At 44.0% G+C, this 26,161-nt stretch carries 26 protein-coding genes; 15 read left to right on the top strand and 11 right to left on the bottom strand.

From position 1 onward, the window contains the following. Window positions 1-21: 21 nt before the first annotated feature. Together AM1_RS29400 and AM1_RS29395 are read left to right on the top strand one after the other, a co-directional pair. Window positions 22-702 (top strand): alternative oxidase, encoded by a 681-nt coding sequence (locus AM1_RS29400; RefSeq protein WP_012166645.1) that lies wholly within the window; start codon window positions 22-24, stop codon window positions 700-702. A 122-nt stretch (window positions 703-824) separates the two neighbouring features. After that, the gene (locus tag AM1_RS29395) at window positions 825-1,271 is read left to right on the top strand and encodes a CopD family protein (protein WP_012166644.1); all 447 of its coding nucleotides are present in this window, start codon (window positions 825-827) and stop codon (window positions 1,269-1,271) included. Window positions 1,272-2,035: 764 nt separating this feature from the next. Here AM1_RS29395 and AM1_RS29390 read toward each other — a convergent pair. The 3 genes from AM1_RS29390 to AM1_RS29380 are packed head-to-tail and all read right to left on the bottom strand — an operon-like array spanning window position 2,036 to window position 3,774. Continuing rightward, window positions 2,036-3,085, bottom strand: a complete 1,050-nt coding sequence (locus AM1_RS29390) for a tyrosine-type recombinase/integrase (RefSeq protein WP_041661170.1) — start codon at window positions 3,083-3,085, stop codon at window positions 2,036-2,038. Window positions 3,086-3,121: 36 nt separating this feature from the next. Continuing rightward, the gene (locus tag AM1_RS29385) at window positions 3,122-3,544 is read right to left on the bottom strand and encodes a type II toxin-antitoxin system VapC family toxin (protein ID WP_012166642.1); all 423 of its coding nucleotides are present in this window, start codon (window positions 3,542-3,544) and stop codon (window positions 3,122-3,124) included. Continuing rightward, a complete protein-coding gene (locus AM1_RS29380) occupies window positions 3,544-3,774 on the bottom strand; it encodes a type II toxin-antitoxin system Phd/YefM family antitoxin (RefSeq protein ID WP_012166641.1) in 231 nt (76 codons plus the stop codon). Before AM1_RS29380 ends, AM1_RS29385 begins: the two co-directional genes overlap by 1 nt. Window positions 3,775-3,977: 203 nt before the next feature. Here AM1_RS29380 and AM1_RS29375 point away from each other — a divergent pair, with 203 nt between their 5' ends. The 10 genes from AM1_RS29375 (at window position 3,978) to AM1_RS29335 (ending at window position 14,832) form a co-directional block, all read left to right on the top strand. Then, complete coding sequence (locus tag AM1_RS29375) at window positions 3,978-4,193, top strand: type II toxin-antitoxin system HicA family toxin (RefSeq protein ID WP_010479419.1); 216 nt, start codon at window positions 3,978-3,980, stop codon at window positions 4,191-4,193. Continuing rightward, complete coding sequence (locus AM1_RS29370) at window positions 4,180-4,401, top strand: type II toxin-antitoxin system HicB family antitoxin (RefSeq protein ID WP_012166640.1); 222 nt, start codon at window positions 4,180-4,182, stop codon at window positions 4,399-4,401. The genes AM1_RS29375 and AM1_RS29370 overlap by 14 nt, the downstream gene beginning before the upstream one ends. A gap of 4 nt (window positions 4,402-4,405) precedes the next feature. Continuing rightward, window positions 4,406-4,885: a hypothetical protein gene (locus AM1_RS29365; protein WP_010479413.1), complete on the top strand. Its 480-nt coding sequence runs from the start codon at window positions 4,406-4,408 to the stop codon at window positions 4,883-4,885. Window positions 4,886-4,898: 13 nt separating this feature from the next. Further along, the gene (locus AM1_RS29360) at window positions 4,899-5,564 is read left to right on the top strand and encodes a hypothetical protein (RefSeq protein ID WP_012166639.1); all 666 of its coding nucleotides are present in this window, start codon (window positions 4,899-4,901) and stop codon (window positions 5,562-5,564) included. 113 nt (window positions 5,565-5,677) lie between these two features. After that, window positions 5,678-6,598 carry a DUF4351 domain-containing protein gene (locus tag AM1_RS29355; protein WP_012166638.1) on the top strand — a complete coding sequence of 307 codons (921 nt, stop codon included), beginning with the start codon at window positions 5,678-5,680 and terminating at the stop codon, window positions 6,596-6,598. A 109-nt stretch (window positions 6,599-6,707) separates the two neighbouring features. Continuing rightward, window positions 6,708-7,820: an alkene reductase gene (locus tag AM1_RS29350; protein WP_012166637.1), complete on the top strand. Its 1,113-nt coding sequence runs from the start codon at window positions 6,708-6,710 to the stop codon at window positions 7,818-7,820. Between the two features lie 172 nt (window positions 7,821-7,992). Beyond that, a complete protein-coding gene (locus tag AM1_RS44065) occupies window positions 7,993-8,118 on the top strand; it encodes a hypothetical protein (protein ID WP_269150239.1) in 126 nt (41 codons plus the stop codon). A 212-nt stretch (window positions 8,119-8,330) separates the two neighbouring features. Then, window positions 8,331-9,722, top strand: a complete 1,392-nt coding sequence (locus AM1_RS29345; protein WP_148215995.1) for an isochorismate synthase — start codon at window positions 8,331-8,333, stop codon at window positions 9,720-9,722. 530 nt (window positions 9,723-10,252) lie between these two features. Beyond that, window positions 10,253-13,375, top strand: coding sequence for an efflux RND transporter permease subunit (locus AM1_RS29340; RefSeq protein WP_012166634.1), 3,123 nt, complete (start codon window positions 10,253-10,255; stop codon window positions 13,373-13,375). Further along, window positions 13,372-14,832, top strand: coding sequence for an efflux RND transporter periplasmic adaptor subunit (locus AM1_RS29335; RefSeq protein WP_148215994.1), 1,461 nt, complete (start codon window positions 13,372-13,374; stop codon window positions 14,830-14,832). The genes AM1_RS29340 and AM1_RS29335 overlap by 4 nt, the downstream gene beginning before the upstream one ends. A 135-nt stretch (window positions 14,833-14,967) precedes the next feature. Here AM1_RS29335 and AM1_RS44060 read toward each other — a convergent pair whose 3' ends face one another. From AM1_RS44060 to AM1_RS29320, 4 genes are all read right to left on the bottom strand, one after another. Then, window positions 14,968-15,135 (bottom strand): Tn3 family transposase, encoded by a 168-nt coding sequence (locus AM1_RS44060; RefSeq protein ID WP_012166632.1) that lies wholly within the window; start codon window positions 15,133-15,135, stop codon window positions 14,968-14,970. Between the two features lie 95 nt (window positions 15,136-15,230). Then, complete coding sequence (locus tag AM1_RS44055; protein ID WP_012166631.1) at window positions 15,231-15,365, bottom strand: Tn3 family transposase; 135 nt, start codon at window positions 15,363-15,365, stop codon at window positions 15,231-15,233. A 539-nt stretch (window positions 15,366-15,904) separates the two neighbouring features. Continuing rightward, window positions 15,905-16,726 (bottom strand): SDR family oxidoreductase, encoded by an 822-nt coding sequence (locus AM1_RS29325; protein WP_012166630.1) that lies wholly within the window; start codon window positions 16,724-16,726, stop codon window positions 15,905-15,907. 230 nt (window positions 16,727-16,956) lie between these two features. Then, window positions 16,957-17,913, bottom strand: coding sequence for an oxidoreductase (locus tag AM1_RS29320; RefSeq protein WP_012166629.1), 957 nt, complete (start codon window positions 17,911-17,913; stop codon window positions 16,957-16,959). A gap of 84 nt (window positions 17,914-17,997) precedes the next feature. Here AM1_RS29320 and AM1_RS29315 point away from each other — a divergent pair, with 84 nt between their 5' ends. The 3 genes from AM1_RS29315 (at window position 17,998) to AM1_RS29290 (ending at window position 22,601) form a co-directional block, all read left to right on the top strand. Beyond that, a complete protein-coding gene (locus AM1_RS29315) occupies window positions 17,998-18,537 on the top strand; it encodes a TetR/AcrR family transcriptional regulator (protein WP_012166628.1) in 540 nt (179 codons plus the stop codon). Window positions 18,538-21,351: 2,814 nt separating this feature from the next. Continuing rightward, window positions 21,352-22,098 (top strand): FHA domain-containing protein, encoded by a 747-nt coding sequence (locus AM1_RS29295; RefSeq protein ID WP_012166624.1) that lies wholly within the window; start codon window positions 21,352-21,354, stop codon window positions 22,096-22,098. 221 nt (window positions 22,099-22,319) lie between these two features. Next, window positions 22,320-22,601 carry a hypothetical protein gene (locus AM1_RS29290; RefSeq protein WP_012166623.1) on the top strand — a complete coding sequence of 94 codons (282 nt, stop codon included), beginning with the start codon at window positions 22,320-22,322 and terminating at the stop codon, window positions 22,599-22,601. A 49-nt stretch (window positions 22,602-22,650) separates the two neighbouring features. On the opposite strand, the gene AM1_RS29285 is transcribed toward AM1_RS29290, so the two are convergent. The 4 genes from AM1_RS29285 to AM1_RS29270 form a co-directional block, all read right to left on the bottom strand. Then, window positions 22,651-22,968, bottom strand: coding sequence for a hypothetical protein (locus AM1_RS29285; protein WP_012166622.1), 318 nt, complete (start codon window positions 22,966-22,968; stop codon window positions 22,651-22,653). 462 nt (window positions 22,969-23,430) lie between these two features. Then, on the bottom strand, window positions 23,431-23,787 hold the full coding sequence (locus AM1_RS29280) for a hypothetical protein (RefSeq protein ID WP_012166620.1): 357 nt from the start codon (window positions 23,785-23,787) through the stop codon (window positions 23,431-23,433). A 256-nt stretch (window positions 23,788-24,043) separates the two neighbouring features. Continuing rightward, entirely contained in the window at window positions 24,044-25,075 is a 1,032-nt protein-coding gene (locus AM1_RS29275; RefSeq protein ID WP_238549331.1) for a PulJ/GspJ family protein, read from the bottom strand. Window positions 25,076-25,098: 23 nt separating this feature from the next. Continuing rightward, window positions 25,099-25,965 carry a pilus assembly FimT family protein gene (locus AM1_RS29270; protein WP_012166617.1) on the bottom strand — a complete coding sequence of 289 codons (867 nt, stop codon included), beginning with the start codon at window positions 25,963-25,965 and terminating at the stop codon, window positions 25,099-25,101. Window positions 25,966-26,161 lie beyond the last annotated feature (196 nt).

The following is a 26,161-nucleotide window of genomic DNA, read 5'->3' as shown; positions in this document are numbered from 1 at the left end:
GCTTTTTAGAGGCTTACCAGTATGATTCGTATTCTTGTTGGCATTTTGGTGTTTGTCATCAATAAGATCTATGCCAATCGTCCCTATCCCCGTTTTTACGTACTTGAAACCGTTGCACGAGTCCCCTACTTTTCCTATCTATCCGTTCTCCACTTGTACGAAACGCTAGGCCTCTGGCGTAAGGCGGACTGGCTCAAAATTCACTTTGCCGAATCTTGGAATGAGCTTCATCACCTCCTGATTATGGAATCTTTAGGGGGTGCCGAATTTTGGGGTGATCGCTTCTTGGCCAAAACCACCGCCTTGATTTACTACTGGGTGATTGCGGTGTTATACGTAGTTTCTCCCCGCTCGGCCTACCATTTTATGGAGCTAGTGGAAGAGCATGCCTATGCCTCCTACGACAAGTTCTTGCAGACAGAAGCTGAACACCTCAAAACCCTACCAGCCCCAGACGTCGCGATTCAGTATTACCGAGATGGTGATCTCTACATGTTTGATGAATTCCAAACCGCACATCAAGCAGCAGAACGCCGTCCTCAGGTTGATACACTGTATGACGTATTTGTGGCCATCCGCGATGATGAGATGGAACATGTCAAAACAATGGTGGCCTGCCAGCAACCTGAAGCCCAGCAATCCCTTCTCAGTCCACATACTCCCCCCGCATTGACTGCTGAAGATGCTCCCGTAGTGTCCTAAGTTTGTTCTTGCTGAAAATCTTGAGTTCCCTCATCTCTTTTTTTGAGCGGTAAGGGATATCGATTATAAACAGTGGACATTGCTCAATTTTCTATCAGGTTCAGGAAGCAGAAACCACGGCGATGCTATTCAAACTCCTAGTTATTCTGCATACATTGGGTGCAACAGTTTGGACGGGTGGACATTTGGTCCTGGCAGTTACGGTGTTGCCTTTGGCCATGCAAAATCGAGATCCAGATCGCATCCATACCTTTGAAGAGCACTTTGAAGGATTTGGTCTTGCGTCATTGCTGCTTCAGACGATTACTGGGGTGTGGCTGACCTGGATTTATTTCCCCGGCTTCCAGAACTTCTTGGCTTTCCAGTCATATCTATCGATCTATATAGCTATTAAGCTGTCTCTACTTCTGGGCACATTGGCTCTCGCCCTTCATGCTCGCTTTTTTATCATTCCGAAGCTGACCCAAGAGACCTTGAATGAGCTGGCCTTTCACATTATTGGTGTCACTACCCTAGCTGTATTATTCGTGGTGATGGGGGTAGGTATTCGGTTGGGCGGTTTGAGCTAAATCTGACTGTTATTAACTGCTAATAGTAGTAGAGGTAGGCGATCCTGTATTCATCCTGGTCACCAAGCACTGGAAGACATCTAAATATGATAGTTGTCATGATGAGCTATTTTTCAGATCAACCTGAAGAGTGTTCGAAACCGGGAAAAAACCTGCAGAGAAAGGGGTTCTGTTTCCTAAATACTTGGATGTAAGAGTAAGTATTCTGATCGGTGATCTTCGTCTATGACATAAGAATCTTGGATTTCGGGCAGCAGTCGAAGTCCATATCTACAGAGTGATGTTCTAAAAACAGCAGATAAGGGTCTCCCCCGGTTTTGAACACTCTCCAACACGAGATCCACCATATTTCTCCTGAAAGGAGTACCCAGATGAGTCTCTAAGTTTTTCCAGACTGCAAGGCTATTAGGATCCATGTAGGGTTAATCTTTTCGAGTAGTATTTCTAAGCCTCAATCTTGCTGTAGTTCTTTCAGTAGATCATCAAGGTCTACAATCTCTAGCTCGTCATTTTCTGGGAATACTTCAGTCTCATCTATAGGAAGAAGTTCTTTTTCTAACGGTGACATAGTTATTGATTACTAGATTTATATATTTATTTATTCCTCTATAGTAAATAAACTCTAGTGTGTTCTGTATCCGAGAGTTTACGGAAATCCAAGAGTTACTGAGTACTCAGTTAGTAAAGAGAAATTGACACGCATCAAGACTGACAAATTCTTTAGGCCCAATTCCTCTCTTGGCGATTTTATCGTCAATACAACCCTATTCATTTGCGGATTCATCAGTATTCTTCTTCCAAGAAATGGTCTCTGCCAATTTTGCAGAAGCCTTTTTCTGAAGCTGCTTGCGATTGTCATCATAGAACTTGAGTGTATTGAGATTGGCGTGTCGGGAATAGGCTTGTGCCCCCCGCAAATCTCCACCCGTCATTTCCAAATAGGTTGTTGTGCCACTGTGACGTATCTTATGAGGCCCAAAGTTCTCGCTCACCCCAGCCTTCTTTGCTAGAGCCCGAACAATCCGATACACCGATGTCCCCGACAACCTCGACCCCCAATTCGCCCGATCCAACGAGATAAACAACGGCTCCGTGAGGGCATAAACTTCTCGCTTTTCCAGCCACTCTGAAATCGCTAGTACCCCACTTTCCGTCAAATCAATCCACTCTCTTTCGTTCCTTCCCTTCCCCAAAATCGACAACCGTTTTTGCTCCGAGTCAAAATGACGGACATCACAACCCACCAGCTCAGACCGTCGCAATCCCGCCTCCCACAACAGCGTCAACATGGCGAAATCCCTGGCTCCAGCCAAAGAAAACCGATTGACGAACACCATCATCAGTCGAAATTGAGAGGCTGTAATCCCTCTGGTATCTCGATAGGGGTTTACCGTTAAACCATCTACTTCCGCTAATGTCCAATCACACATCTCCAAACGTCTGGCCATCCTCACCATGGACTTCACTGCGGACAATCGTCGATTAATCGTATTCGCCTGCAACCCTCGCTGCATCATACATTCTCGATACCGAGCGGCTAATTCTAAAGCTTTCAATCGGCCAATCCCCACAAAAGACTGACTCAGCCGGGATAGTTCCCCTTTCACCTGAGCCTTTATCTCACTCTTACGCTTCGGCCCCTCAATTTCATAGACCGATTCTCCCTGGGTCACGAATAAAAAGAAGTCCACCAGATCCTTGGTATACCCTTCCCGCGTGGAGGGTTTGGTTTTCTCTACCAAGACTGCTCTAAGCAAATCGACATCAACTGCCGACTCATCGATTTCTAAGCGAACTAACCCTGATGTTTCCATTGCGATCGCATCCCATCGATATCTTTCATCCACCCACTACCCTTGCAACACAGAAAGATAAGCCTGCTCTCCATATGACAACAACTTTAGATCTTGGGTCACCAATGTCCCATTTAAGATCCGAGCCGTAGCTGCCAGTATCCGATCTGCTGGATCACCATGGATTTGCCCTGGCAACCGAGAGCTTTCAATCGCGATTTCAGGGGTTAGCGGCAATAGCCTCAAGCCAGGGGCAGACAACGCTTCCCGCACCCAATCCAAACAACCCTTTGACAACCGCAGTCGTCCCTTTGACTCCAACATCCCCACCTCCCAAACAGAGATGGCACTGACCCCCAACTGTGCCGATTGACTAGCCTTCTCAATGGCAGATAGTCCCTCAGATGACAGACGGCCTATATTCCCATTCAAGAGCCAAATCCAGATATGGGTATCCAACACGAGTAAGTCCTGAGACACTAGGTATCTGCCTCCCAAACCTCATCCACTGGCGAGACAATATCACCCGTCACCTGAACCGAGTCCTTCATATAGCCCAAAATTGACGTTTGGGAGTCATTCTCAACCGGCACTAACTTAGCCACCGGCTGCCCATGTTTAGTAATCACAATCTCTTCATGGGTCTGCTGCACCTGATCCATCAGCTTCAAACATTGGGCTTTGAATTGACCCGCTCCCATCTGCTGCATGTTCAACCCCTTAAAAATTGATTATGCAAATATTATAACTATGGTCATATTGATGTGACCTAATTTAGAAAATTAAGCTTACGTCAATGGTCATTTCCGTACCCATAGACCAATAAATCATTATTTGGACTTTGACTAAACTTTGACTAATAAGCATGATAGAGTGAGGTCATCTGCTACATCATCGCTGGAGAGAGAGGTGGATGCCCAAGAAGATTCGTGAGATCAAGGCTATGCTCAAGGAGGCTGGGTTTATCTCCCGACCGGGTAAAGGCTCTCACAGTAACTGGAAGCATCCTCAATTGCCCCAGGTGATCACGGTTGCCCGCAAAGATGGGGCAGATGCCCCACTCTATTTGGAACGCAAAGTGCAGAAAGCGCTACAGCAATTGGAGGCATTATCGAATGACTCAGACTAAGTATCGAATGGTGATCGAGTGGTCGGAAGAGGATCAATGCTATGTAGTGTCGTTACCAGAATTTGACCGGGTGATGCAGCCCATTACTGATGGCCAAACCTATGAAGAGGCTGCCAAACATGGGCAGGAAGCCATAGAATCTTTGATGGAATTCTACGAAGCGGAAGGCTGGACTTTGCCTGCCCCTCAAATGATGCAAATGGTTTAGGACGATGGCCCGTGCAATCGCAGAAAAATGCCGTCGATGTTCCAAGCTACCCGTGGACCAAGCAAAGTTAAAGGAGTGCTGGGTGGGTCAGCGTTGCCATGTGCGACGTTCCTCGTATAAGCACCGCGATCGCTATAACCGAAATAAGAAACGGAAATATCAACTACAGACGGGGAAGCTGATTCCTGAAGTTACGGTGGAAGTCCCCGTCAAACCTGCGGCTATTCGACGGATGTATCGAGCGAGAAGGGATGCGCCCCTTCATGCCATGTCAGCGGAGCTGTGGATAGGCCAAAAGCGGGTTGCGATCGTTGAGCCTGTCCATACCCTGGGGTGGACTAACTCTGATGTGACGAAATACTCCAGGAATATACTCAACCGCTTCTCTGAGCATTTAGACGGAAAAGTACTGCATCAGTTTGATTCACAAGTCGAAGTGGATCCAAGTCAATGCCCGATTCGTCCCTGCCCTTTGTTCCCGTAGGAGGTTGTTCACGATGGCATTGCAACTGGAACTCGATCTTTGGCAGCAGTTGAATCAAGCGGAAGCGGTTCCAGTGGAGAGCGACCTCCAGCAGTTGCAGGAGCGATTGGACTTAGTAGTCGCCCAGTTGCCATTAGAGGAGAAGTTATCCACGGCGGGGACTGCCCTATTGCAGATGGCAGAAATCTTGAGTCGGCGAGCGGAGGTCTTCCTCAGGGACTGGCGAGATGCCCACAACGATGACGGTCCCATCCTTGATTTGGATGACGAAATGGGGATGGTTCGGCAATCCATGGTGTTAGACGATGATCTAATTGCTGAACCCGACCCGGTGACTCGGCGAACATTGCCCAAAGAGGAGTGTGAGTCGATCGTTGTGCTCAAGGACAAGGCATCGTTGCTGGAAGAGCTGGAGACTGAGTTAAGGGTTGAGCAACCTGATGAAGTCTTGCAAGTCTTGGAAGAAGAGGATGTTTTGGCATGGGTACATGCCATCTCAACGTACTTACAGGGGACATCTGGGATGGTGCCTTTGGTCGAGCTAAAACAGGAGCTACAGCTGTCACTGGTACCTATCTGGCTAGGAATGCTACTCGGTGGATTTCAGTTTGAGCAGCGGGGTGGGTTTTACGATCAGAATGTCTGGATTAAGTCGGGTGCCTTGAACAGCCAGTCTTGATGACTTTCACACTTTTTTAGAAGACCTCTGCAAGAAGCCGTACCTGGATAACTCGGATGATATGCCAGTGATACACTCAATCAGCGAATCGAATACGAATCACGGAGCAGCGGGTGACACAACGGGAATCCATTGACCATGATGGTCTGTTCAAAGAACTGATCGAGACGTTCTTTTGGGAATTCTTAGATTTGTTTTTACCTCAAGTCTTAGACTATGTGGAGCGCGGACCCGTCACGTTTTTGTATCAGGAAGTCTTCAGCAGTATTGGCGCGGAGGAGAAGCGTATCATTGACTTGCTGGCTCAAGTCCAGTTTCGAGGACAGGACAGCTACTTTCTATTTCACATAGAACCCCAATCGTCAGTTCAAGCGGACTTTGAGAAACGCATGTTCTGCTACTTTGGGAGGCTGCATGAGAAATATGATTTGCCCATTTATCCTGTGGTGATTTTCTCCTATGACAGTCCTCAAAAGGAAGCAGAGAGCAGCTACAAAGTTGAGTTTCCCGATTTCCAGGTCTTGCAGTTCAATTTCCGAGCCATTCAACTCAATCGTTTGAACTGGCGAGACTATCTGAGGCAGCATAATCCTGTGGCTTCGGCATTGATGGCTAAGATGCAGATTGCTAAAGAGGATCGGCCACGAGTCAAAGTGGAGTGTTTGAGGATGCTGGCTACCTTGCAGCTTGATCCAGCTAGAACAGAGTTCATTTCTCAATTTATCGACACGTATCTCCGACTAGAAGCAAACGAGGAGCAACGCTTTCAAACAGAAATTGATACATTAGAATTAGGAGAACGAGAAGCCATCATGCAAACTTTGACTAGCTGGGAAGAAAGGGGTTGGCAAAAAGGAGAGGTGAGTATTGTTTTACGTCAACTTAATCGGAAGTTTAAGCAGCTTTCTCCCGAAATGGAAACTCAAATTCAATCCTTAGAGGTTGATCAACTTGAATCACTGAGCGAAGCACTTTTGGAATTCGAGAGCTTAGATGATTTGAATGCTTGGTTGCAAAATTTGGAGAATTCCTAAATTAGCTCTGGGTAACTGGTTATGTTAGGTGTGTGTTGCTAGTAACTAAGACTTCACACGCTTCAAGATACAATTTTCTGGTTATTACTTAATTCAATAGAATCGTGAAATGACGGCAACAGGAACATCCCCGACATTACTCAGCAGTTTCAATCTTCATGATTTGCCACTCGCCAATCGTATAGTCATGGCTCCCATGACAAGATCGCGAGCTGGGGAAGAAATGTTGGCGAATGCAATGATGGCTGAATATTACGCTCAACGGGCATCAACAGGCTTGATTGTCACAGAAGGAACCTTTATCTCAGACCAAGCCATCGGTTGGCAGCATGTTCCTGGAATTTACACCCAAGAGCAAACCCAAGCTTGGCAAGTAGTAACTAAAGCTGTTCATGAAAAAGGGGGTAAGGTTTTTCTACAACTTTGGCATTGTGGACGAGCTTCTCACAGCAGCTTTCATCAGGATCATCAGCTACCTGTAGCCCCCTCAGCTATCAAACTTGAGGGGGACTCAATTCATACCCCACAAGGCAAGCAGCCCTATGAAAACCCACGTGCTTTAAGTACCGATGAGATTCCACTGGTTGTTGAAGATTATCGACAAGCTGCTATCAATGCCAAAACGGCTGGCTTTGACGGTGTGGAAATTCACAGTGCCAACGGTTATCTGCTTGATTGCTTCTTGCAAAGTAAAACCAATCAACGTCAAGATCGTTACGGTGGAACTTTGGAAAACCGCTATCGATTTCTAAAGGAAGTTGTAGAGGCAATTTCCCAAGTCTGGCCAACTCAGCGCATCGGTGTTCGGCTTTCACCGAATGGTATCTATAACGACATGGGGTCACAAGACTATCGTGAAACATTCTTGTATGTTGCTAAGCAGCTAAATACCTTTGATCTAGCTTATCTCCACGTTTTAGACGGTCTGGCCTTTGGATTCCATGAGTTAGGTGAGCCCATGCAATTATCTGAATTTCGGTCTGTCTATAACGGAACTATCATTGGCAACTGTGGATATAGTCAAGAGGATGCAGACGATAGAATTTCGAACGGTCACGCTGATTTAATCGCTTTTGGCCGACCGTTCATCAGCAATCCAGATCTAGTGGAACGTTTCACAAATGGCTGGCCCTTAAACCCACCTGCAGAGCAGAGTATTTGGTACTCATTCGATAGGGAAGGATACACAGACTTCCCAGTCTATTCAGAATCTCAAGCCTAAACCACCTAATTCATGATTTTCTACTCTTCCTTATTAGATGATAGTCAAGGTTGGCGGATACGTTCGTATTTGAGGTGAATGGGGCATCATGGGGCATCGACTGGATCACAGATTTCCAGCCACGGAGGGTGATACATAAGAAATTAACCAAGCGGTTTTGGAGTTTTCGAATTTGAGTGAGATTACTTTCAATGCGACCACTGGGGAATTGTTCATTGCTGGAACATTCAACAATACCTTGGGAATACTGGATACAGATTTGGGATTTAATGTCTCCACCCACGTAAAGCTGTTCTAAGTCTGGGGTTTAGCTACCAGAATCTGGAATTCTCTCCCAGAGATGGTTCCAAGACTCGAAGATTAACAAGATCACTTCTAATAATCAGACTATACTCACTCCTACCTAATACACCTAATTTTTATCCAAACAGATGTAAGTTAAACTCTAAAAAATTTGAGTTTGCTTTTTCTGAACTTAGGAAAATATAGACACTTTAAAAGAATATTATTTTGATTAACACTATGTGCTTACATAGGAAAATTATAGATTTTATTGTTGATGAACTCAAGACACTAGCAGAAAATTCTCAGAGTAAAATTGTTCGTTTAGAAGTATCTATAGATCATGATATAGAACCATTGCACTGGTTAAGCCAACAAAAATCCATCATAAAAACTTATTGGTCAGACAGGCATGATAGGTTTGAAATGGCTGGTATTGGATCAGCTGATTTAGTATTTAGCAGGGAAAAAGCAAGCTCCCATGTTCTCTTTAAACGCTTAAGAAAATTTCTGTCCTGCAAATATTCCTGCGTTCGTTACTATGGGGGTATATGTTTTTCGCAAAATCAGATTGCTAGTTATCCTTGGCAGGATTTTGGAAATCATTTTTTTCTTGTTCCCAAATTTGAAGTTTTCAAGGATCAAGCTGGCACCTATTTAGCGTTGAATTTACTATTACATCACAGCGATAATGCAAATAAAAAGATCCAGCAAACATTGCAAGAACTAGCAGCTATTAATTTTAACTTACCTCATCAACAATGCGAAAAACCTCAATTATCTAAGCGAGTCGATTTTCCTAATCAGCTACAGTGGTATAACAATGTCAATAAGGGATTAACTTATCTTGATCAAGGTATACTTGAGAAGGTAGTTTTAGCTAGACAAACTGAGTTTACAATTGTAGACTCTTGTCAGCCAGAACATTTGTTGAGTTTAATCCAAAAGGAGCAAAACTGTTCTTTTCAATTTTGCTTTCAGCTAGATAGAGATAAAGCTTTTATTGGTTCTACACCTGAACGTCTTTATTGGCGACAAAGTAGTCAGATTCAAACTGAGGCAATTGCCGGAACTCGCCCCAGAGGGGCATCTTACCAAGAAGATAATAATTTTGCTAAAGAGTTGCTATCTTCCCCTAAAGAAATTAGGGAGCATAAATTAGTATTGAAAGGTTTGCAAGAAACTCTTAGCACGTTATGTCATCAGGTTAATATCGCGGAAGACCCCAATTTATTGCGCCTCAATCAAGTACAACATTTATACTCTCATTGTTCTGGAATTCTGAATCCTGAAATAAGTGATGCGGACATTATTAATCAACTCCATCCTACACCCGCAGTAGGTGGTTATCCTAGACAAAAAGCATTAGAACTAATCGCTAGTCTAGAGACTTTTTCGAGGGGATTTTATGCATCTCCTATAGGATGGGTAGCTCTTGACAGTGCTGAGTTTTTAGTTTCAATTCGGTCAGGTTTAATTCAAAGGAATAAACTGATTTTATTTGCTGGAGCAGGTATCATTTCAGATTCTCAACCAGAGGCAGAATGGGAGGAATTGGAAAATAAAATCAGAAATTTTCTTCAGGTTGTAAGTTGTCAAGCTTCGGTAGATATTATATGAGATTAGAATCATTAATCTGTTTAAAATATAAAGCAACATTTAAATAAACTCATCGAAATGACTCAAGGTATTTTAAAGTCTCAAAGGGGTTGCGATGGAGTCTCTCCAGGCAAAAATTTCCGGTTAAATTAGAGGCTTTAAAACCCGCTTTAAAGAGGGGTTTAACCGCTGGTTATAAATCCACACTTTTTCTGTTGCTGGCAGCGTATCTCCATAACATGAGGTTGTCACCCTGAGGTGGGTCTGTCAGTTAAGACCTATGGGTTTGAGAGCTCCTGGATTTGTTGGATGCGGCTATGACCATGGTAATGATCGAATGCCCCAATCATATCGGAGACTTACGAGGCATAGTTAATGGCTTAATTGGGTATTCTTTCATTAACAAGGTGCATAGGTCTCTTGTAACCAAGTGACTTCATGCTGAATAGGTTTAATATGACGAGAACTAGCTTATCAATCTGCTAGTTCTGTTCCTTTGTGGGTCTATAGAGCATCTATTCAGTAATACTCTAATCACATTGAAAATAGAAATGTGGACCCATTTTTACCGGAATACCCGGCTACTAATTCTGACAATATGCATTATTTTAGTGTGGGGACTATCTTCATTTCATGTTCTACCTCGAATGGAAGATCCTGCCATAAGCCAGTGGACTGGCAAAATAACCACTCGCTTTCCAAGTGCAAGTGCCACAAGAGTAGATTCTTTAGTAACTGAAAAATTAGAACAAAAACTTCAGGAAGTTGAGGAAATAAAATTTATTGAATCCACTTCACAGCTAGGTACATCCTTAATCTTTATAGTACTCAAAGATACTGTTAAAAATCATGATGAGGTATGGTCTAGCATACGTGATCGAATTGCTGATATTACTCCCCAATTACCATCAGGTGTATTAGCTCCCAAATATGAGGACATGAATGACGGTAGGGGTTACACCCTGATAGTTGCCCTCACCTGGGAATTAGATACTCCACCCAATTATGCCATCTTGAATCGCCTTTCCGAGAATCTTAAACAACAACTACGGGGCATTGGAGGTATAGAGGAGATTGAGTTTTGGGGTGCCCCTTCTGAAGAAATTCTAGTTGAGATTAATCCAGTCGTATTAGGAAAATTAGGGATTACTCCCCAGCAGCTTGCTCAACAAATTCGCCTCAGCGACGCCAAAGTATCTTCAGGAAGGTTACTTAGCCCGAATAATGACCTATTACTTGAAGTAAATAGTGAAATAGACTCTCTTGAACGGATTCGTCAAATTCCAATCCGTACTGACAAAAATTCAGAACAATTAATACCTTTGGGGGATATTGCCCTAGTAAAAAAGAGTAGGCGAGACCCACCGAGCGAACTAGCAATTATCAATGGCAAACCAGGAATTACCTTAGCAGTTTTAGTTGAACCTAACAGGCGGGTTGACCAATGGATGGAAGAGGCCAACCAGACTTTAGAAGCATTTCGCGGCACCATATCATCCGATATTGGTTTGGACATTATCCTTAATCAAAATCGTTATGTCGAGACTAGATTGAATAGTCTTTTCATGAATCTGATGATCGGCGTAGTATTTGTCGTTGCCAGTACAACCCTTCTAATGGGAGGAAAATCTGCACTCGTGTTGGGGTTATCACTGCCCTTATCCATACTGATGGTATTTGGAGGGATGAGGTTATTAGAGATTCCCCTACATCAGATGTCACTAACGGGTTTAGTCATTGCTTTGGGGATGCTAATTGACAACGCCATAGTTGTGGTTGATGAAATAAAACACTTATTTGAAGAGGGCTTAAATCCCCAAAAAGCTATTGCCCGGGCGGTCAGTTATCTAGCTATTCCCTTACTGGCCTCTACCCTAACCACTGTTCTTACCTTCTTTCCTATTGCTATTTTACGGGGACATATCGGCGAATATGTAAGAACAATCTCCATCAGTGTCATCGTCGCCATCAGTAGCTCCCTATTATTCTCCCTAACAATTATTCCTGCAATCATGAGTAGGATGTATCAGAAAGGGGAGATTCACCAAAGAAACATGGCTTGGTGGCGAACCGGTTTCTCGAACCCACAAATTACTAAAGTTTATCGCCGTATCTTAGGCTCAATTTTAACAACTCCGCTATTAGGAGTAGGACTAGCCATTATCTTGCCCATTATAGGTTTTATGGCTGTAGGTCATATCCCAGAACAGTTTTTCCCTCCAGCAGAGCGAAATCAATTTCAAATCAAGTTAGAACTTCCTCTGTCTACCTCCATGGAGCAGACAAAATCTATCGTTGAGAAAGCGAGCAATCTGATCGCTCAACACTCTGAAGTCACTGATCTCCATTGGTTTATCGGAACATACGCACCTACCTTCTACTATACGGTTGCCCGACATGGGATTAAGGGAGAAGTTCCCCACTATGCTACTGCAATGGTTCAAACAAATACTGGGAGATCTATTCCTAAGCTTATTCATAATTTGCAAAGGGAACTAGATCAAGGTTTTCCCTCTGCCCGAATCCTTGTCGAACAGTTAAAGCAGGCCCTTCCTATTCCCCCTATTGAATTGCGAGTTTATGGCCCTGATCTGGATATTCTTGAGGAGCTTGGAAACCAAGTTCGCTCTGAATTAGTTCAAGTTCCTCAAGTTATCCATACACGTACCAGCTTGGGAGAATTTCTACCAAAATTAACTCTCTCCTTGGATGAAGAACAAGCTCAACTCACGGGGCTAGATAACACTCAAATCGCCCAGCAACTCAATACAAACTTAGAAGGCACTGTCGGGGGGTCTATCCTCGAAGATACAGTTGAATTGCCCTTGCGAGTTCGTCTAAGTAGCGATAATCGTGCTAACCTCGACCAGATTACGACGATTGGTTTAGTACCCAAACCTCCGTTAAGCCCAGAAAAATCCACTTCTATCCCTCTATCAGCTCTGGGGCAAATCGACCTGATCCCCGAAACGGCCATCATTACTCGACGCAATGGTCAAAGAGTCAATACAGTTCAAGGATTCATAACAGCGGGGGTATTACCGTCAACTGTCCTAGCTGATTTCCAACAACGCCTAAATAACAGCAATTTTCAACTTCCGCCAGGTTATTCAATGGAATGGGGGGGAGAAGCAGCTGAACGTAATGAAGCAGTCGGCAATTTACTTTCCACTGCAGGAATCTTTATTGTTTTAATGGTTTCTGTCCTTGTTCTCTCTTTTAATTCCTTCCGGAGTGCCGGCATCATCTTATTAGTTGCTGTTGGTTCAGTAGGCCTTGCACTTGCCTCCTTATGGCTTTTTGGTTATCCACTCGGTTTCATGGCCATTTTAGGCACGGTGGGTTTAGTTGGAGTAGCCATTAATGACTCAATTGTAGTGCTCGCCGCTATCCGCACAAATCCCCGAGCCCGAAAAGGATTTCGCCCAGCAATGGTTGATGTGATTGTGCGCTCAACTCGCCATGTCCTCACCACTACTATTACGACCGTTTCTGGGTTTATTCCCCTCTTGCTTGATGGTGGAGAACTTTGGCCTCCTTTAGCCATTTGTATTGCTGGAGGCGTGGGTGGGGCTACTTTCCTGGCATTGTTCTTTGTTCCCTGTGCTTACCTCATCGTGTTTGGTCAAACCTATCCCAAATCCTTTAAACTTTCAGGGAACCCAACATCATGAAAGAGTCATCCGACCAACAACATACCAAAAAGGACTCAGAGGGAAGTTGGGTTGAGCGATTGTTGAAACAGCTCCTGCAGAATACTGATAGACACAACATTCCCAAATTTGCATTTTCCAGTCGAGCCAGTATTCTGCTGATATTTGGCTTGATGATTATTGGATTAACACCTAACGGTCGGCAATGGGCATCGAATCTAAGAATGCTGTCAGCTTTTCGAGCCGGGCAAACAGCAAATGCTAATGATTCGGAAGCAACAACAATTCTTCCTGTTGAAACTTTTCAGGTTACCAAAGTCCATACTTACCAAGTTAAGCGGACTTATACTGGCACGATTGTTCCTCGCCGGACCAGTCCACTTAGCTTTGAGCGAGCTGGTAAGTTACTGAGGCTAACTATTGATCAAGGCGATCAAGTCGAAAGGGGGACGCCCCTAGCTTATCTTGATACCCAAAAACTCCGAGTCAAACATCAGGAACTGATCGCTGGAAGAAATCAGACCAATGCATTACTCAAAGAATTGAGAACTGGCTCACGCTCCGAAACCATTGCAGCAGCGAGATCATCGGTTAAAAATTTAGACTCTCAACTGAAACTCGCTCAATCGAGACATCAACGTCGTCAGGCGCTTTATACCGCTGGTGCCATTCCCCGTGAGCATCTGGATGAAGCTACTACGGAAGTCAACACTGTGCAAGCTCGTTTGAATGAAGCCCAAAGTCAGCTCGATAAGGTTCTTACGGGGTCACGACCTGAAAAAATTGAGGCTCAAACAGCTGCATTAGAACAATTAGAGGCGAGGTTAGACGGACTAGAAATTGATCTGAGACAAAGCATCTTGAGAGCACCGTTTACCGGCAGAATTGCCAACCGCCTGGTAGACGAAGGAACAGTCGTTTCAGCGGGTCAACCTATTCTCACCCTCTTAGAAGACCAAGCCCTGGAGGCCCATGTAGGTGTTCCCGTTGAAGCCGCTACCCAGATTCCTATAGGTAGTAACCAACACCTCGTGATTGGGAAAGAACAGTATGAAGCCGAAGTTATAGCAACTTTACCCCAAATAGACCCTGTGACTCGCACCCTCACCGTAGTGCTCCACATAGAGCCATCAGCTTCCAGGGAAGTTCGAAGTGGTCAAATCACTCGATTAAAATTAACTGAAACCATTGACGATTTTGGTTACTGGCTACCTACAACAGCTCTTGTCAGAGGCGTTCGAGGTCTATGGTCTTGTTATGCTTTACGAGAAACAGAAATGTCCATTCACCCCCCAAACACCTTCCGGGTTGAGAAAAGAGATGTAGAAGTTCTCCATACCCAGGGAGATAAGGTGTTTGTGCGCGGTACGCTCCAAAACAATGATCAAGTCATTGTTAACGGAAATCACCGCCTTATTGCTGGTCAATTAGTCCATCCTGTTGAGACAAATAAGTCAGTCCTGAGCAACCAAAATTGAAACACCTTCGCTAGCCTGATAGTGTGATTGTTTGCTCCAACATAATACTCTTATTTGGACCAGCAGGGGCATTTGAACAAAAAGTTACAGTTTCACCTCAATCCCTTTCTCCACAGCCTTTTCAGCTATAAATCATCAATAAAGTAAGTCCCATTGGGTACCCAGCATAGAGATATGAGATAGGGTCTCATTGGTAATCACCACTCCTTTCGCTCTGAGGCTTTCAACAATGTCATTGATCTTGAGCGTATTCCAGTAAAGGATCGCATTGGAGAACAGACTCAGGCAGCTCGCCTTATTCATGATTTCCTCGTAATCGCCCGTCGTGAACTCCCCTTGATCTGCAAAGAACACCCGTCGCGGTAGCTAGTTATGGTACTCTCCTTTGTTGAGCGAAGCTAAACCATCTGCATCAAATTGGCATCCGTCAGATAGCGCAAGTTGTGCTGGGTCTTGAGGATCCGCCCCAGATTCGTAAACGCCTTCGAGAGCCGGTCAGCCGGAAAACTATTGGTCAGCCTCTGGACAATCACATGGGCTGGGGCTGTCCATGACTGCTATGGGCGATCCAAAGGCGTGCGCGAAAGAGGTGGCGCAAAAGCTGGGAATATCAACGGCTACTCTCTACACCTACGTCAATGGGGACGGTTCTGTGGAAGAATCTGGACAGCGCTTACTTGGTAACGTAACGGGCAAATAAGTCCAAGCTGATCGCTAGGAAGGCACTTCTTAATTCAAAACTGTACGTTTTCCCGGCTTTCTTATTGAAAATGTTGTGAAAGCCTTGTAGGAAAAGGGTTATAGCCGAAACCGTAACTTTCTGTTCAATGCCCCCGCTGGTCCAGATGGAAATACCCCAGCTATATGGCGTCATGCAAGCGTAGGTATCACCAGGGGTAAATAGGATTGAAAACACTAATACATAAGGCTTTCAGCCTTCGTCTTGAATGACAGAATATGATGACAACTTAGCCGAAAATAGCATTAAAATCAGCGATTTTTCAACGTTTTAGGCGTTGCGTGTAAGCTAATTGCCCCATATGACAGCTGCTCTGTCACGCCCCCTTCTTTGCTAGATGCCAAACTGTGTTTTGATGCCTTGGATAAAGGTTGCATCATCCGCTGCTTTGCGATTGGCCACAAATACCTTGGCATCCTCACCTGCGGTGTAGCGTAACGTATCGGTACCATCTGTAGCCGCCTGATAAATTACCTCAGCAACGACAATTGGCTCCGATGCATTGCTCTCTACGCTAGATCCCATGCCACTCATGAACTTATCGATCGACGGCTGATACTCCGTCATGCTTTCATCATTATTAAAATCAAATGAGCGCCCCGCAAAATCTGTTTTAATGACACCTGGCTCGACAATCTTGACCTTGCAGCCAATGGCCTCCATCTCGTAAATGAGGGCTTCAGAAATCCCTTCAACCGCGAACTTGGTGCCGTGGTAAAGCGAGCCAAACGGAAAAGTCATTTTGCCACCAATGGATGAAATATTGATCAAAATGCCATCTTTGTTTTGTCTAAAGTGGGGAAGAATTGCCCTGGTGACATCTAGCAAGCCCATCACATTGACATCAAACTGTCGTCTGATTTTTTCCGTGGGCGTTGCTTCTAAGGGGCCGTAGGCACCATACCCCGCATTGTTAACAACAACGTCAATTTTGCCGAACTGCTCGATGCCTTGGACAATGGCAGCGTGAATAGAGTCAACATCCAACACATCTAATCGGGTGACCAGTACATTGTCGAGGGCAGTGAGTTCGGTTTCTTTGTCTGGAGTTCGCATCGTGGCAATCACAGTCCACCCCTTCTGCTGAAAGAATTGAGCAGTGGCCTTACCAATGCCCGACGAAGCCCCGGTAATCAGAACAGTTTGTTGAGTCATGATGATTCTCCTTGCTGGCTAAAGTTCTTGATTTCGTAAGATTTACAGTTAGGTTTACAGTTTTTTACGAGCTCTTTTCCATTGTCTGTTGAAAGATTTTCAACACCCTCCTTCTGGGGGCAACCAGGCCAGGGGAAAAGCCACCTCCTCTGCCAAAGCAAACAGCGACACGACATCAGGGTTTGGGCTAGAGGAATCGTAAAGTCTCATCGTTTTTCTTCTTGTGATGCTCAGGCAGCATTCACCACGACGGGCAATGAATACTGGAACCCAACGAGTTGTTCGCTTTTTGCCCAAAGCTGCCGCTGGTTTTCACGGTCTAGCGCGTGATCCTGTACCTTGGCATCGCTGACGGGACCTCGGTATTCGTTCATCTTTTGTGGGCCATAGTAGGCACCGCGCTGAGCTTCCACACCAGCAGCAGCAAGAACCGTAGGTGTTGCACCTGCGTCAATGCGTTGTGCCACTAGCTTGTTCATGATTGCCATGATGAACTTGGAAAAGCCGGTCGGCCCAGTACTTTGTAGATTAGTACTGGTATATCCAGGATGACAGGCGATGCAGATCGCCTTGCTGCCTGCATCCTTAAGGCGGCGATCCAGTTCAAAGGCGAACATAAGATTCGACAGTTTGCTCTGTGCATAAGCCTTTATCGGCGTGTATTTCGTATCTGACATGAAGTCATCGAGATCGAGCGAGTCGAATTTATGTGCTAGGCTCGACAGCACTACAATACGTCCTTCAGCGGCCTCCACTAGATCAAGTAGTAGGCCCGTCCACAGAAAGTGACCAAGGTGGTTGGCCCCCATTTGCAAGTCGAAGCCGTCTACGGTCTTTTCCTGAGGGGTCATCATGATGCCCGCATTGTTGATTAGCGCGTCGATTTTCTGATAGCGACCGCGCAGCTCTTGAGCAGCTTTACGCACCGAGGACAGATCGCTCAAGTCCATCAAGACCAAATCGACTTTGCCTTGAGCGTGAGCGACAAGCTTTCGTTGCGCGGCTTCGGCCTTAGTGCGTGAGCGACACACCATGACGATATCGCCACCTTTTTCGCTCAGCATCTTAGCTGCTTCAAAGCCAATGCCAGAATTTGCGCCTGTGATAACGTAGGTTTTGCCAGTCAGATCAAGCAATTGAGATGGCTTCCAGTCAGAGAAGCCTGAGTTGCTAATTTTTTGTTCCATGGGATGTCTATAGTTTGAATTGATAAGCCGTGTTATGACGTGTACAATGTTTACAATATAGTCCCAAAATGTAAAAAATGTCAAATGAAGACAGATGACAACGTCTTAGAAGTTCTCAGGCTCTTTGCAACCTATGGATTTCGCAAAACCTCGATAAGCGACATTGCTAAAGCCGCCGATCTATCGCGGCAGTCGATTTACAATCAGTACGGCTCCAAAGAGGCCGTGCTGGAATGGGCTGTAACCACTTTCCTGGGCAATATAACCGACACTGTTATTCATCAGCTCAAGACTACGGATGGTGAACCTGCCGTAGTACTTTCCAAGTCGTTCCAATTGTGGACAGGTGATCATGTTCCGCTGCTTCGCGGCACTCCACACGGCGCGGAAATCCTTGATGCAGCTATCATTTCTGTGGCCAAGGCTTCACGGAATTATGAAGGTGAATTTGTAGATGCCATCACCACGTTCTTATGGTTACGCGAGGTTTTCCCAACAAAGCGTGAAGCGGAAGAAACAACCTTTGTTCTTAACCTTGCGTCAAAGGGGCTGTTGCTGAAAAGTGAAACCAGTGAGGCATATGCCTTGGGCATGAAACGCGTAATCAAAGCACTGTTGGGCTGAAACGGTTGTGTTGCAAAAAACTGGGTAGCCCTGCCTTGGTATGCTGAGATGCCCTGACCGCAACCTAGCAATGCCCTCCTCACAAACGTTCAAATGGCGTCAATTCCAGTCAGATATCATCCTACTGAGCGCCCGCTGATATCCGGGGTCCTGAAGTTAGCTAGGCAAAAATCAATATTTAGGCCCTGAAACCTTTACATACCAATTGGTTCAGTCTTAAAAGCCAAAGTTTCTCCGATTCTATGCATAGGCGAATGGGGACGGTTCTGTGAAAGAATCTGGACAGCGCTTACTTGATAACGTAACGGGCAAATAAAGTCCAAGCTGATCACTAGGAAGGCACTTCCTAATTCAAAACTGTACGTTTTCCCGGCTTTCCTATTGAAAATGTTCTAAAAGCTTTGTAGGAAAGGGTTATAGCCGAAACCATAACTTTCTGTTCAAATGCCCCCGCTGGTCCAAGAAGTAAACACTTTGCTCTCCCCGCGTTGTGTTTGTTCACGCGGGTTCGTTGTGTGTAGAGGTCTCCAAATTCCAAGACGAATCCACCTGCTTCTAGCCCTATGAATGCTCTCTCTCATGACGTTCTGGCAAGAAAAAAACCCCAGCGGGAAAGGGGTCGCGAAAAGTATGTCTTGGGTAATGTTTCAATATTTTCATCAATTAGGATATTTTTAGTTAAGCGAAGTTTAATATCCAATAAAAATCCCAAGTCAATTTCTCGTGTATGTGTTTCAGCAACATGGTCGCGAATTTGAAGTGGGATAAATCGAGTTCAAAGCAGCCTTCAATAGTCACCGCTATTCTTTAACGAAACTGCATTGTTTAGCTAACCACAGCAAAAACCCCAGAGCAGAGCCAAACTGGGGTGATGGAGATACGTAGCACGTTGATCTTTAGCTTAGTGATATTGACTTTTTGATGATGTATTCATCATTACTTGAGACGTTAATGATGCATCTGGCACAAAAAGGTTTTCACCCTCTCTTTACTTTAATTTGGGAAGTTGAAACTAAATGTCAAAGTCTCTCGCCCTGGATAGCCCCCTTCTCAAGGGCTTTTTAACAGAGGCACTTTCTATCCATTCAGAAAATCCTTACCCCCAGTAGTCACCAACTGTTGGGGGATTTTATTAGTCCACGCTCAATAAAATAAGAATATTCTCACAATAGGATAATCGTGTTTTAGACTGGGCACACTGACCAAGATTGACCACCATAGTGAAGCACACCCGTGGAGTGAACGGTTTATCCACGGGTGTTTTTGTTAATAATCTCTATCATCGACTTGGCTTCCTTAAGAAAATCCTAGGAAAGAAAAAGGCTCCGGGGGAACCAGAGCCACCATACGAGAGCGGGTATTTTATACACCCAAATAATATTATATTTCAAGAAAAATTTAATTTATTTATTGAGAAGTTAAGGTCATTCTGAGCCAGAACTCTGACCCATTCAAAAGTCTTTCCTGGAAAGCATTTTAAGGCCTTAGTAGATCGAGGATTGCTGGGAGCATGTCACCTTTGCAGATGCACAAATTTGGGAACCACAAACTTGATATCTGAAAGCATGGCTAGAAAGGGTTTTAGGAATAAGTATAAATACTTGATTGCAAAGGTGACATGCTCCCGGATTGCTTCTTTGATCGCACCTAGGGTGATTGAGAATAATGTTGTCTTTAATGGCTATAAGCTATGCAGGATAAAGAAGGGGCATGTAAGGCTTATTTGCATTAGCCTGATGAAGCTTACTGATGGGTAATATTGATGAGTGGTTTCTTGTAAACTTTGTGATTTCAAGGGGACTTCCAAATGGACGACTTACTATTTTTCCGTCTACAAAAGTCTTTCCCCCACATCAAAAAGTCAGACGTTGTCAAGCTAATGTCTAGGGTTAGGATTACAGATTCTGTTGTCTTGAATTGGGCAAGACAAGACCTACTTGGTGTGGGTAATATTGACAACAAAAAGATTAGGATCAAGCGAAAAACCGCTGATGACAAGCCTAAACAACGGTTTTGATTGCCGTGACTTATTCCAGACTTTGATGAATAAACAAAGCTCAGAGATAGGGTTTTAAGCTTCATACATGCCCATAAGGTCTTAATCCCACTAAAATCATGAATCCGTTAATGGACTACCTCTGATGTGCAGTTGTGTGATTTTCACCGATCACTCTATTGAGCAAGTAGTGTTTCCTAACCAAAAATAGAGAAGATGATTTGATAGCTCATGATATAAGAACTATCTTTTTTTAAGTAAAAATTTATTCTCAGATTCAGCATTTAACACTAATCATTATCTCAATCACAGATTTATATTTATGATTGAAGTGATGCTTACGATGTTGAATTTAGTGTATTTTTTAGTACTTTCCCTGCGATTATAATTTAATGCATGATTTATCAAATTTCTATTCTGTTTTAATCTAAAAAATAGAATTATAGTGTTAGTTTTGGATTCACACATTATTGGATATACATGAAAATTTAATTATGAGTAATATTTACTCAATCATGCCCATAATCTTTGTTAGGTTAAGCGGACGTAAAGCACTTCAAACAGGTATTATAAGCGTTTTGTGATTCAGATCACAGTAGCTTGAAATAATTGTCACTGTAATGAACTAAATGGATATTATGCTTTGCCCTTTCATGATTATTCAATAAATTATTCAACTCTTCCGATGCTTCTGTGCAAGAACACTTTTGGATGAGTATTATTAAAGATATAACTTATATTGGGATTCAAGTTTTGATACTTATCATTACCTAAATAAAGTCTAGTTATTTTAATAGTTAAAGTTTTCTTCCACTGCTATGGAAAAAATCAAATCAGAGGCTTGTGAACATCATCTACTAGTGATTGATGATGGAAAGGAACGGCGCATTGTCAAGTTAACCGAAGTTGCTTATTCAATCGGTCGAGACGCAACCAATGCCATTGTCTTGAATAACCCGTCTATTTCCAGACAACATGCCATGCTAGTGAGAGTCCCTCTCCCACATCAAGCTCATCGGTATCGCATCATTGATGGCAATTCTCAGGGTAAACCCAGTGCTAATGGGATTTACATCAATGGTCAGCCATCTTCAACCCGTGAACTTGAGACAAAAGATCTCATTAACTTTGGCAAGGACATTAAAGCGACTTATCTCACGCTTGAGATGGGCCAAGTGGAATTGCTGAATTATATTGAATCGCTCTCTTACAAGAGCCTTAAATCTGACACCCTAGACCATAAGGCAACGGTGTTTAATTCAGCCACTGGTACATTGGCTGAATTAAACACCGTTCTAGCATGTCATCATTCACCCACCCCAGAACAGGACCATGACTCGCTTCAGCAGACTCCTCTTCAGGCAAAAGAGACGGTTCGGTTATCCAGAGAGGAGATCCTCAAAGAGCTAAACAAGCCTGTCAGCCGCCAGATGTGGATGGTTATAGCTGGAGCGATCCTATCCTTCTGTACACTAATCGGTTGGTTGATGCTCGATGCTAGAAAGAGCAGTCCAGCATTGGAATTTACCCAAGCACCCAGCAGTTTGGGGGACGCTAGACTTTAAAGTTCAATTTAACGATTCGGTCTGCCCTTTGTTGAACTAGTAGTTATTCAACAATAGACCTCTTGAAATATTCGTTTCATGATGTGCTACTGACGAAAAAAAAATTCAGCGATCTGACTCAGATTTTAGTCCTCTAGCATATCGTTAGTTAAATTATGCAAGAGGTCTAATAACAGTCGCAGAATTAAGACAAATAACAGTGAGAAGTATTAGGACTAACGATGATAGCTGAGGATCTGATTGACTATTATTTAAACAATTTCAATTCATCCCTTGATGCGACTGGAAACGCTGCTGTGGAAATACCTATTCTTCAATCATGGGATTGTGTTGATATTAATAATCAGACAAAAATTCATGGGCATTTATTTCAGCATCATACACTTCCACCTGGTAAGTATTTAGAATCTTCTGCTATTCAGCGATATTTTGTTTATCAAGGTCATGTTTGTGTGACCACTAAAGACTCAACCTATAGGTTAGGCATTCCTATCCTCTTCTAAGGATGATGTCCAAATCATTTGTAGTCTGCATTATGATGAATGAAATTTCTTACTGGGTCATTCGTTCTAATTTTTGGAAATCAGTTGTTTTCAGAGGTTGACCCAACTCATATAGGGAATTTTGAGTTTTGATGTATACGTGACCATCACCCGCTAAGTAACGATGGACTGTTGAGGTCATCATCTTAACCCCGTCGGGATAATCAGGATGGCCCAGGAGTCTTCCTTTGATAACAGCACTCTTTCCCTTTCGTATTGCAGTCCAGGACTCAATAACGGTTATTTTTTTTGGTGTTTCAAAATGATCGTCTGGAATATCAGAAGTATTCTTTTGGAAAAAAACGGATATATCAGTAACTTGCAACATTAGAGCTCAGATTAATCAGGGGAACTTGCATCAGTAATATGAAGAGAGTTTTGTAGGTATTCTTCACTATTAATTTTAATTTGTGCTCAGATTTAATTAAACCGTATTATCCCTGACCTTTTTTTGACAGCAAGAGTGATTTGACTTCATCTAATGCCTAGATTTGCTTATTCCTTCCCATGAGCTCAAATCTTTGGGGCCAGGCTATCCGTCGGTCAACGATATCCTCCGTTTCGACATCGCAGTTGATGCCGTTGGTGCCCAATTCCTGAATCTTCCTAATGGATTGATTCAATTCCATGAGCTAACCCAGTAAGAATTCGGGACAATCCATCCACTCTCTAATCCCCAAAAACCACATTGGTAATCTGGTTATTTGAAGTAATTGAAAGCGTTGATTTAAATGTAGTTACGGCTATCGTTTAAACTTAATATTTTATTTTTCATATTCCCACTTATTAACTACTCTCCCCAGTAAGTGAGTTTCTCCAGGGGTTGATGGTCCGTGTGGTTTGGCCAATTTAGAGCATCCCCTGCAGATTTAGGATGCGGAGTACCCAGTTCATACATAGAATTCTTCGTGGTCACATAGACTCGACCTGCTTTGGTCAAGCATCCTTGAATGGGTGAAGATTTTAGCGATTTCCCTGCTGGGTACTTGGGGTGGTTAAAGATTTGTCCACGAATTATCACATTATTGCTGATATCGTAGCAGCGCCAGAATTCAATGATCGGCACATTAAGCGATACCGTGTTAGAGGCTGTTAGTGTGGGCTGAGAATGTTCAAAATAATAATCGGTGATATCGTCAGCGAACATGATCAGGTCTTAGAATTGGTGACTCAATTGAAATGGAGAGTCACAATCGAATATTGTTGCTCCCAGATATGTATAGGGTAAGCAGAATAGGAAGAAAAACACTCAGTAAGAACGCTGAAATCAGCTTGCTTTTCTATTGAATTCATTCAGAAAAATTCTAAATTGTGAAATTCAAAACAATATTTTGAGATTATATGAATTCGTGCAGATGGATTCAGAAAAGCGACAAATGATGATCTATCGCTGACTGTTCAGCCTAATTGATGGGATTTGCAATCTGAGTAAAGCAGGCTTTGTTGCTCTCCGGGCTGGTAATCTGACCCAATTTTGCAGTGACTGAATAACAATGCTGATCTCCGGGAGAGTTTTGCATCTCAAATGATTGACTACTATCTGAACCCGTTTTGATTTTAGTTGTTATGCCGGTGGTTGTATTGTCTTGATTGACTTCAAAGGTGACCCCCTTTGTGGAACCAGGCCATTGCCAGTTCAAATCAACTTTATTGGTTCCTGGTTGCTGAACGGCAGTAAGTACGGGGATAGGCTGGCTATTCCCTGAGCGGGAAGTGGCAGTACTGCTCAAACGGTGAATCTCTACCTCAGAGATTTGGCTGCGCATGAATAAATCCACCTGGTTACCATTGACACATGCTTGAAACCCTCCTGTTCCCATGAGTACCCCAGGGGTCGGGCAGGCAGGTGTTGTATCAACGTTCGTTGCGATCGCATCCACTAAGGTATCACTCGCAACGGGATCACTACAGGGGTCGATACTGCCATCACTTCTAGGAATTCGACCATATCTGTATATCGAATTGGGGGCTAACCAATCTTGGGTACTCGGACGGATATCGTAAACCACCCGATCATATGTCGCAGGTTGGGGAGGTGGAGAGCCAGCATTAGGGCCACCCGCAGGGCAAACCTCTGGAATTTGGGCGGTGATGGGAATTTCTAAATAAAGGACGGGGTTTCCCCAGTCTGAGGTATTCAAACCTGCACTCGATAAAAGGGTAGAAAAGGATGAAGTGTTCGTTGCCTGCATCGTTTGGGATTGATTAATCCGATTCGCCATCCTAATTTCATTGCTAATGAAATCAAAGGCTCGACTCAAGTCATGCCGTCTGGCTGCAATCGCTTCCGTCCGCTTGTTGGCTTGGGTCGCTGAAACGAGTCCAAAACCAGCCATACTAATGACGAGACTTGTGATGATAGTGGCCACTAAAAGTTCCACCAGGGTATAGCCCTTGATAGCCTTGGAATTCGTATCTAGCCATTGCTGATTCAAACCATGTCCCCCCATTTGAAGTCTTATTGCTCTTCCCAGTTCTCCGCAGTGCATCGACCGGAGTCAGTGATGGCGGTCGGTTTGATGTCTCCCTGATAAGTACCAATCCGGGTCAGTCCAAGGGTGTTTGAAATAGCAATACAGCGTTTCGTCACTTGGGAATCTTGTGGGTTGTAGAAGACAATTTTGCCGGTGGGGTCCGTTGGCGTTTGTTGAGCACTGACAATAGCAAATTCAGGATTACCTAACACCCCATATTTGATGGGGATACTCGTCAATGTCCCTGGGGTTGAAGGCGGCTCATTGCTTCCATTCTCTGGATTGCTATTGTTTTTGTTTTTACAGGTTCCTAACCCTAATCCTTTTTCAGTATTGCCTTTACATTTAGCGATAACCTGAACCATCACCCCTGCTTTGGAAATATTGGCTTCATCTTCTGAAACGGGAGCTAAGGCAATCTGTGAAACAGTCTCACCATCGCTCAGCCCCAGTGAGGGTTGCACATCTGAACCGATCAGAACAGGTTGCCCTTCATCCGGGGTCTCACTGGAACTTGGATCTGTCAGGTTTGTGGCGATGGCCACATCAGCATCCAACGTCCGATCCCCCGATTTGAGGCAAGGACCAGTAATCTTCTCTTCTACAAAGTTGAGAGTAAGGGTACAAATTTTGTTACCCTTGATGGCTTCTCGTTGGGTTTCATTCAGAGCAGACTGAACCTCCGTCATCGTCTGTTTCACCTTGGCCCGATTCATGGAAGCCATTAGGCTGGGCGCAGAGGCAGCGGCAGCAATACCGATAATGCAGCAAATCACCATCTTTTCTGGGAGGGTAAATCCCGCATTTGAAGGAGAAGATCTTAGAGGAATGAGAGCATTGAAATGGAACATGGAACATCACAGCAGCAATATAAACAGGGCTCGAAAGAGGCCCTGAGAGCGATGAAGCGTTACTAAATTGATGGCAACTCAGCATTACTCAAGGAATTTGGCAAAGAAATTCTCAACCGAAAATTTCAGAACTAAGGCGCATGAAGTTGCTTCGGTAGGGGCGAAGCAATTACCCACGCAATTCTTAGCAGTGCCT

Origin of the sequence: Acaryochloris marina MBIC11017 (assembly GCF_000018105.1) — a bacterium.
Classification (GTDB): Bacteria; Cyanobacteriota; Cyanobacteriia; order Thermosynechococcales; family Thermosynechococcaceae; genus Acaryochloris; species Acaryochloris marina.
Note: the sequence above shows the minus strand (reverse complement) of the source record. Positions and strands in the feature narration are given on the sequence as shown.